The following is an 8,133-nucleotide window of genomic DNA, read 5'->3' as shown; positions in this document are numbered from 1 at the left end:
GCCGTGGCGGTCGTGGCCGGTGAGGCGGACGCGCTCGCCGGGGCCCGCTCCGCGCCGGCGGACGCGGTGTCCGAGGCCGTCCCGGTCCCGCCGCCGCATCCGGCCAGCACGGCCGCGGCCGCCAGCGCCAGGCCAGCCAACGCCGTCGCGCGCACCCGGCCGGAACGCCGGGGCATGGTCTCCAGATCCATCTGCACATCCTCCCGAGGGCTCAGCGGCGCGCCGTGCCGGCCGCACCGCGCGGATGTGACGTGCTCCGGACCGTTCCGGTTCCCGCCCCCTCAGCGGTCGGAGGTGCTCAGGGCCCGTACTCGGGCATCCCCGCGACCAGCCGCTGAGCCCCCGAGGAGACCCGGAAGCCGGACCGGACCGGCGCGCTGTCCTGGCGGCCGCCCGCCAGCAGCGGCCAGAACCGCCGCAGCCGGCGGGAGGAGTCCACCAGCGCGTCCAAGGACTCGCCGTCCGCGTCGCCGCGCGGCGCGGACGGAACCCGCCGAGGGTGGTGACTGGGCATCATCGGCCATCACTCCGATCCACCGGTGCCGTGGCAGCGGCGCCACGGCCTGGGCGGGGGCCGGCAGGGCCCCTCCCCGCGACCCTAGGCCGGGCCGGCCGGAGCCCACCAGGGCTACCGGCGGGTAGTACACATTCGGGGACGACGGGTGACAGCGGACCGGCCCGGCCGGCCTCGCTGTCTTGCTGGCGCCCCGCCTCCGCCGGGTACCGTGGGTGGGTTCCACCCCGTTGTCCCATGGCCCCGCCGCCATCCTGAGGAGACCCCGTGCGTATCGCCGTCGCCGGCTCGATCGCGACCGACCACCTGATGACCTTCCCCGGCCGGTTCGCCGACCAGCTGGTCGCCGAGCAGCTGCACACCGTGTCGCTGTCCTTCCTGGTCGACACCCTCGACATCCGCCGCGGCGGCGTCGCGCCGAACATCGCCTTCGGCATGGGCGTCCTGGGCCTGCGCCCGGTCCTGGTCGGCGCGGCCGGCGCGGACTTCGCGGAGTACCGCAGCTGGCTGGAGCGCAACAACGTGGACTGCCGGTCCGTCCACATCTCCGAGACCCGGCACACCGCGCGCTTCATGTGCACCACGGACGAGGACCACAACCAGATCGCCTCGTTCTACACCGGCGCGATGGCCGAGGCCCGCAACATCGAGCTCAAGCCGATCGCCGACCGCGTCGGCGGCCTCGACCTGGTGCTGATCGGCGCGGACGACCCGCAGGCGATGGTCCGCCACACCCAGGAGTGCCGCACCCGCGGCTACGCCTTCGCCGCCGACCCCTCCCAGCAGCTGGCCCGCCTCGACGGCCACGACATCCGCGAGATCGTCGACGGCGCCGCGTACCTCTTCACCAACGAGTACGAGGCCGCGCTGATCGAGTCCAAGACCGGCTGGGACTCCGAGGAGATCCTCACCCGGGTCGGCACCCGGATCACCACCCTGGGCAGCAAGGGCGTCCGGATCGAGCGCAAGGGCGAGGCCCCGGTGCTGGTCGGCTGCGCCCCCGAGAAGGCCAAGGCCGACCCGACCGGCGTCGGCGACGCCTTCCGCGCCGGCTTCCTGACCGGCCTCTCCTGGGAGCTGGAGCTGGAGCGCGCCGCCCAGCTCGGCTGCATGCTCGCCACCCTGGTGATCGAGACCGTCGGCACCCAGGAGTACGAGCTGCGCCCGCACGACTTCCTGGAGCGCTTCACCGCCGCCTACGGCGAGGCCGCCGGCGCCGACGTCCGCGCGCACCTGGTCAGCTGACCCGCCGCACCAGGTAGGCCGAGCCCCGGTCGCCGCCGTACTCGGCGGCCGGGGCCTCTCCCAGGTACTCCTGTCCGCGCATCCCGCACCAGGCGGGGACGTCCAGCCGGGCCGCCTCGTCATCGGCCAGCACCGCGACCGTCCCGCCCACCGGCACCTCGCCGATCCGCTTCGCCAGCTCGATCACCGGCAGCGGGCACCGCTTGCCCAGCGCGTCGAGGACGAGGGTCCCGCCGGACGGTTCCCCGGCGGGCGCCGGCGGCGCCAGGTCCAGCCCCAGCGGTGCGCGGACGCCCGCCACCACCTCCGGCAGCACGGCCAGGAACCGTTCGACGTCCGCCTCGGCGGTGCCGAACGGCAGCGAGACCCGGACGTTGCCCTCGGTGAGCACCCCCATCGCCGCCAGCACATGGCTCGGCGTGAGCGTGGAGGAGGTGCACGAGGAACCGGAGGAGACCGCGAACCCGGCCCGGTCCAGCTCGCCCAGCAGCACCTCGCCGTCCACGTACAGACAGGAGAAGGTGACGAGGTGCGGCAGCCGCCGCACCGGATCGCCGACCACCTCGACCTCGGGCACCAGCCGCGGCACCCGGGCCCTGATCCGCTCGACCAGCTCGTGCAGCCGGGCGTTCTCCCGCTCCGCCTCGGCCCGCACCGCCCGCAGCGAGGCCGCCGCCGCGACGATCGCCGGGACGTTGACGTACCCCGGCACCCGGCCGCCCTCGCGCTCGTCGGCGGGCAGCGGCGAGGCGTACCGCACGCCCTTGCGCACCGCGAGCACCCCGACCCCGGCCGGCCCGCCCCACTTGTGCGCGCTGGCGGCCAGCAGCGACCAGCCGGCCGGCACGTCCATCCGCCCGGCGCTCTGCGCGGCGTCCACCAGCAGCGGCACGTCCCCGCAGCGCGCGGCCGTCTCGGTGACCGGCTGCACGGTGCCCACCTCGTGGTTGGCGGACTGCAGCACGGCGAGCGCGGTGTCCGGCCGCAGCGCCGCCGCGAACGCCGCCGGGTCGACCCGGCCGAGCCGGTCCACCGGCACCGCGGCCACCTCGCCGCCCGCCGCCTGGTGCCGCTCCGCGGTGTGCAGCACGCTGGAGTGCTCGACGGCGGAGTGCACCAGGTGCCGGCCGCGCCGCCGGTTGCCGTGCAGCGCGCCCAGCACGCCGAGCTGGACGGCCTGGGTGCCGCTGGCGGTGAAGGAGATCTCGTCGGCCCGGCAGCCGAGCACCTCGGCGACGGTCTCCCGGGCGGCGTCGAGCAGCATCCGGGCCTGCCGCCCGGAGCGGTAGAGCCGGGCCGGGTCGGCCCACCCCTCGTCCAGGGCGGCGGTCAGTGCCTGCCGGGCGACGGGGTGGAGCGGTGCGGTGGAGGCCACATCGAAGTACACGGTCACATTTAACGACACTCCCGGGGCGGTTCCGGGCTCCGGCGGCATCTCAATGGCCGTCAGTCGATCACCCCGAATGTCCGGATCGTCCGCCTCCGACGGGGCGTCACACACGTGGTCCGAGGTCATCCCCCGATCGGGCGAACGGACCCCGAATGTCTAGGATGACCTGCGGCGCAGCCCCTGCCGGGCCTGATCGGGTGTTCGGGCGGCGCGTTACCGGGACCTGCCCGTCAGCAGCGCATAAGGCTGGAGTAGGGTTTGGCCCGCATAAGCATTCAAACCGTGCCCGTGGACGGGTCGCCGAGGAGGGGAAGCCTCCCCGGGGCGACGCGAAGGCGGGCGAGACTTCGGGAAGGCGCTACGTGAGTCCCAACGGCTCCGACCGCTCGCCGCGGCGCACGATGCGGCGGAAGCTGCCTCAGGCGCTGGCACTGGGCCTCGTCATCGCGACCGCCACCGGCTGCTCGGCCAACGACCTCCCCAGGCTTGGCCTCCCGAGCCCCGTCACCAAGGAAGGGCCGATGGTCCTCCACATGTGGCAGGGCTCCTGGATCGCGGCGCTGGTGGTCGGCGTACTGATGTGGGGTCTGATCATCTGGAGCGTGATCTTCCACCGGCGCAGCCGCACCGGCGTGCAGGTCCCGCCGCAGACCCGGTACAACGTGCCCATCGAGGCGCTCTACACCGCGGTCCCGATCATCATCGTTTCGGTCCTCTTCTACTTCGTCGCCCGTGACGAGTCGAAGCTGATCGCCGTCTCCGAGAAGCCGCAGCACACCGTCAACGTGGTGGGCTTCCAGTGGAGCTGGGCGTTCAACTACGAGAACACCGAGACTCCGGACCCGGCCAACCAGGAGGCCGCGTACGAGGTGGGTACCCCCGGCGAGCCGCCGACCCTGTACCTGCCGGTCAACGAGACGGTGCAGTTCCGCCTCACCTCTCGTGACGTGATCCACGACTTCTGGCCCATCAACTTCATGATGAAGATGGACGTCGTGCCGGGTGTGGTCAACAAGTTCGAGGTCACCCCGACCGTCAAGGGTGAGTACATGGGCAAGTGCGCCGAGCTCTGCGGCGTCGACCACTCGCGCATGCTGTTCAACGTGAAGGTCGTCGACCGTGCCGAGTACGACCAGCACCTGAAGGACCTGCGGGCCAAGGGTCAGACCGGCGCGGTGCCCTCCGGCATCACGACCATGGGAAGTGAAGAGAAGTGACCATCCTCAACGAGCCCGCCGCGGCCGGCGGGGGCGCCGGGGCCGTCACGGTCGGGGCGCAGCGGACCCGGAAGCCGGGTTCCACCATCATCAAGTGGCTCACCACCACTGACCACAAGACGATCGGCACGCTGTACCTGGCGACGTCGTTCGCGTTCTTCCTGATCGGCGGCGTGCTGGCGCTGGTCATGCGTGCCGAGCTGGCTCGTCCCGGGACCCAGATCCTGTCGAACGAGCAGTTCAACCAGGCGTTCACGATGCACGGCACGGTCATGCTGCTGATGTTCGCGACGCCGCTGTTCGCCGGTTTCGCGAACTGGATCATGCCGCTGCAGATCGGCGCCCCGGACGTCGCGTTCCCGCGTCTGAACATGTTCGCCTACTGGCTGTACCTGTTCGGCTCGCTGATCGCGGTCGCCGGCTTCATCACCCCGCAGGGCGCCGCCGACTTCGGCTGGTTCGCCTACGCGCCGCTGTCGGACGCGGTCCGCTCGCCGGGCATCGGCGCCGACATGTGGATCATGGGTCTGGCCTTCTCCGGCTTCGGCACCATCCTCGGTGCGGTCAACTTCATCACCACGATCATCTGCATGCGGGCCCCCGGCCTGACGATGTTCCGGATGTCGATCTTCACCTGGAACGTCCTGCTGACCGCGGTGCTGATCCTGCTGGCCTTCCCGGTCCTGGCCGCCGCGCTGTTCGCCCTGGAGGCGGACCGCAAGTTCGGGGCGCACGTCTTCGACCCGGCCAACGGTGGTGCGCTGCTCTGGCAGCACCTGTTCTGGTTCTTCGGCCACCCCGAGGTGTACATCATCGCGCTGCCGTTCTTCGGCATCGTGTCGGAGATCATCCCGGTCTTCAGCCGCAAGCCGATGTTCGGCTACTCCGGCCTGATCGCGGCCACCATTGCGATCGCCGGTCTGTCCGTGACGGTGTGGGCCCACCACATGTACGTCACCGGCCAGGTGCTGTTGCCGTTCTTCTCCTTCATGACGTTCCTCATCGCCGTCCCGACCGGTGTGAAGTTCTTCAACTGGGTCGGCACCATGTGGAAGGGCTCGCTCAGCTTCGAGACCCCGATGCTGTGGACCGTGGGCTTCCTGGTCACCTTCCTCTTCGGTGGTCTGACCGGTGTCCTGCTGGCCTCCCCGCCGATCGACTTCCACGTCTCGGACTCGTACTTCGTCGTCGCCCACTTCCACTACGTGGTCTTCGGCACCGTCGTCTTCGCGATGTTCGCCGGCTTCCACTTCTGGTGGCCGAAGATGACCGGCAAGATGCTGGACGAGCGCCTCGGCAAGATCACCTTCTGGACGCTGTTCTTCGGCTTCCACACCACCTTCCTGGTGCAGCACTGGCTCGGCGCGGAGGGCATGCCCCGCCGCTACGCGGACTACCTGGCCGCCGACGGGTTCACCACCCTGAACACCGTCTCGACGATCGGTTCGTTCCTGCTCGGCCTGTCGATCCTGCCGTTCCTCTACAACGTCTGGAAGACCGCCAAGTACGGCGAGAAGGTCGAGGTCGACGACCCGTGGGGCTACGGCCGCTCGCTGGAGTGGGCGACCTCCTGCCCGCCGCCGCGGCACAACTTCCTCACCCTGCCCCGGATCCGCTCCGAATCCCCGGCCTTCGACCTCCACTACCCGGAGATCGCCGCGCTGGACTACCTGGAGAACCACGGTGAGCCGGCCAAGCACCTCGCCGGCGTGACCCCGGCGAAGTACGACGCCCCGCAGCTGGGCAAGGGCAAGAAGGAGGGTGACGCCTGATGAAGGAACAGGGCAAGATTTTCCTGGGCCTGTCGGTCTTCGTGCTGGCCATGGCGATCACCTACGGCCTGTGGACCAACAGCTCCGACCACGGCATCGAGGCCGCCGGTACCACCGCGCTGTTCCTCGCCTTCGGTCTGTGCGCCTTCATCGGCTACTACCTCGCCTTCACCGCCCGCCGGGTGGACAGCGGCGCGGGTGACAACCCCGAGGCCGAGGTCGCGGACGACTCCGGCGAGCTGGGCTTCTTCGCCCCGCACAGCTGGCAGCCGCTCTCGCTCGCGGTTGGCGGCGCGCTCGCCTTCCTCGGTGTGATCTTCGGCTGGTGGCTGATGTTCTGGTCGCTGCCGATCATCCTGATCGGTCTGTTCGGTTGGGTCTTCGAGTTCTACCGGGGCGAGAACCAGAACCAGTAGGCACTGGCTCCCTCCCACAGGGCCGGGCATCCCGCACGGGGTGCCCGGCCCTGTTGCGTCCCCGGAGTGACGGCCTCACCCTGTCGGCCCAACAGCGCCCCGTTCGGTTGTCGCTCGGCCGGAGGCGGTTCCTACGATCTGACCAATCGTGCGAAACCCCGGGAGGCGGTCATGGCCGACAGACGCGGAATCGCGGGTCTCGGCGGCATCACGCTGGCCCTCGTCGTACTGGTCCCGCTGGCCGGCTGCACCTCCGGCGGCGAGGAGGGCGAGGCGGTCCGCAAGGTCGACGCCGCCCAACTGGTGCACCTGTCCGCCACCGAGCGGGCGGACCCCGCCCAGCCGCTCACGGTGACCGCCGAGCCGGGCAGCCGGCTGACCGACGTCACCGTGGTCGGCCCGGACGGGCGGGTGGTCGCCGGGCGGCTCTCCGAGGACCAGCGCAGCTGGCGGACCACCGGACGGCTCAAGGCCGCCACCTCCTACACCGTGCGGATCGCCGCCGACGACGGCCGGGGCGGGCGCGGCGAGACCACCGCCGGCTTCTCCACCCTGGCCGCCCAGCACCTGCTGGCCGCCAAGCTCGGCCCGGACTCCTCCGGCAGCGGCGTCTACGGCGTGGGCCAGCCGCTCACCGTCCAGCTCTCCGAGGCGGTCAAGGACCCGCAGGCCCGCCAGGAGGTGGAGCGCGCGCTGACGGTCGTCTCGCAGCCCGCCGTCACCGGCGGCTGGTACTGGGTGGACGACGAGAACCTGCACTTCCGGCCCGAGGACTACTGGCCCACCGGCACCACCGTGAGCCTGGCCTTCGAGGCCACCGGCAGCCGGATCTCCGAGGGCCTGTACGGCGGCGACCGGGCCGCCCTGGCGCTGCGGATCGGTCCGCGGGTGGAGACGGTGGTGGACGCGGCCGCCCACGAACTGACCCTCAAGCGGGACGGCCAGGTGGTCCGGACGATGCCGGTGACCACCGGCAAGCCCGGCTTCGACACCCGCAACGGGGTCAAGGTGGTGCTGGGCCAGGAGCGCAGGGTCCGGATGAGCGGCGAGACGATCGGCATAGCGGCCGGCAGCGACGAGTCCTACGACCTCGATGTGGAGTGGGCCACCCGGGTCACCTGGAGCGGCGAGTACGTGCACGCCGCGCCGTGGTCGGTGGGCTCCCAGGGCGTGGAGAACGTCAGCCACGGCTGTACCGGGATGAGCACCGAGAACGCCCGCTGGTTCTACCAGAACACCAGGGTGGGGGACCTGGTGACGGTGGTGAACAGCGGGGGCAAGGGCATGGAGCCGTTCGGCAACGGCTTCGGCGACTGGAACATCGGCTGGGGCGAGTGGGTCAGGCACAGCGCCCTCGGCGGGCCCGTCAGCACCAGCGCCCCGCTCACCCGGGCGCCCGCCACCGGGATGATCGCCCCGCAGCTCTGACGGGGCTCCTCAGCCCGCCGCGGCGTCGTCCCCGTAGGCCACCCGCAGCGCGCCGTCCTCGGCGGCCAGGGCGACCTGACCGGACCGCTCCGGGGCGGGCCGCTCGCCTCGGTGCCGGACGCCCTGCCGGGGCAGGTCGGGGACGCCGGCG

The 8,133-nt window shown here is 71.5% G+C and carries 7 protein-coding genes and 1 pseudogene; 5 read left to right on the top strand and 3 right to left on the bottom strand.

What is annotated here, in order from left to right:
- Positions 1–191, bottom strand: a pseudogene (locus ABD308_RS18000) (ABC transporter substrate-binding protein); the annotation flags it as partial.
- Between the two features lie 107 nt (positions 192–298).
- Positions 299–517: a hypothetical protein gene (locus ABD308_RS17995; protein WP_344335598.1), complete on the bottom strand. Its 219-nt coding sequence runs from the start codon at positions 515–517 to the stop codon at positions 299–301.
- Between the two features lie 264 nt (positions 518–781).
- Between ABD308_RS17995 and ABD308_RS17990 the strand changes: the two genes are divergently transcribed.
- Positions 782–1,759 (top strand): carbohydrate kinase family protein, encoded by a 978-nt coding sequence (locus tag ABD308_RS17990; RefSeq protein WP_344335597.1) that lies wholly within the window; start codon positions 782–784, stop codon positions 1,757–1,759.
- Here the strand turns inward: ABD308_RS17990 and ABD308_RS17985 are convergent.
- Positions 1,752–3,194: a cysteine desulfurase/sulfurtransferase TusA family protein gene (locus ABD308_RS17985; protein ID WP_425554792.1), complete on the bottom strand. Its 1,443-nt coding sequence runs from the start codon at positions 3,192–3,194 to the stop codon at positions 1,752–1,754. The two genes, ABD308_RS17990 and ABD308_RS17985, sit on opposite strands and share 8 nt — an antisense overlap.
- Positions 3,195–3,511: 317 nt before the next feature.
- On the opposite strand from ABD308_RS17985, the gene ctaC reads away from it, so the two are divergent.
- The 4 genes from ctaC (at position 3,512) to ABD308_RS17965 (ending at position 7,982) form a co-directional block, all read left to right on the top strand.
- The gene (gene ctaC, locus ABD308_RS17980; RefSeq protein ID WP_344335593.1) at positions 3,512–4,366 is read left to right on the top strand and encodes an aa3-type cytochrome oxidase subunit II; all 855 of its coding nucleotides are present in this window, start codon (positions 3,512–3,514) and stop codon (positions 4,364–4,366) included.
- Positions 4,363–6,138 carry an aa3-type cytochrome oxidase subunit I gene (gene ctaD / locus ABD308_RS17975; protein WP_425554791.1) on the top strand — a complete coding sequence of 592 codons (1,776 nt, stop codon included), beginning with the start codon at positions 4,363–4,365 and terminating at the stop codon, positions 6,136–6,138. The genes ctaC and ctaD overlap by 4 nt, the downstream gene beginning before the upstream one ends.
- Positions 6,138–6,554 (top strand): cytochrome c oxidase subunit 4, encoded by a 417-nt coding sequence (locus ABD308_RS17970; RefSeq protein WP_344335590.1) that lies wholly within the window; start codon positions 6,138–6,140, stop codon positions 6,552–6,554. The genes ctaD and ABD308_RS17970 overlap by 1 nt, the downstream gene beginning before the upstream one ends.
- Before the next feature lie 171 nt (positions 6,555–6,725).
- On the top strand, positions 6,726–7,982 hold the full coding sequence (locus ABD308_RS17965) for a L,D-transpeptidase (protein ID WP_344335589.1): 1,257 nt from the start codon (positions 6,726–6,728) through the stop codon (positions 7,980–7,982).
- The last annotated feature ends 151 nt before the right edge of the window (positions 7,983–8,133 follow it).

Source organism: Kitasatospora putterlickiae (genome assembly GCF_039527695.1).
In the GTDB taxonomy this organism is placed as follows: Bacteria; Actinomycetota; Actinomycetes; order Streptomycetales; family Streptomycetaceae; genus Kitasatospora; species Kitasatospora putterlickiae.
Note: the sequence above shows the minus strand (reverse complement) of the source record. Positions and strands in the feature narration are given on the sequence as shown.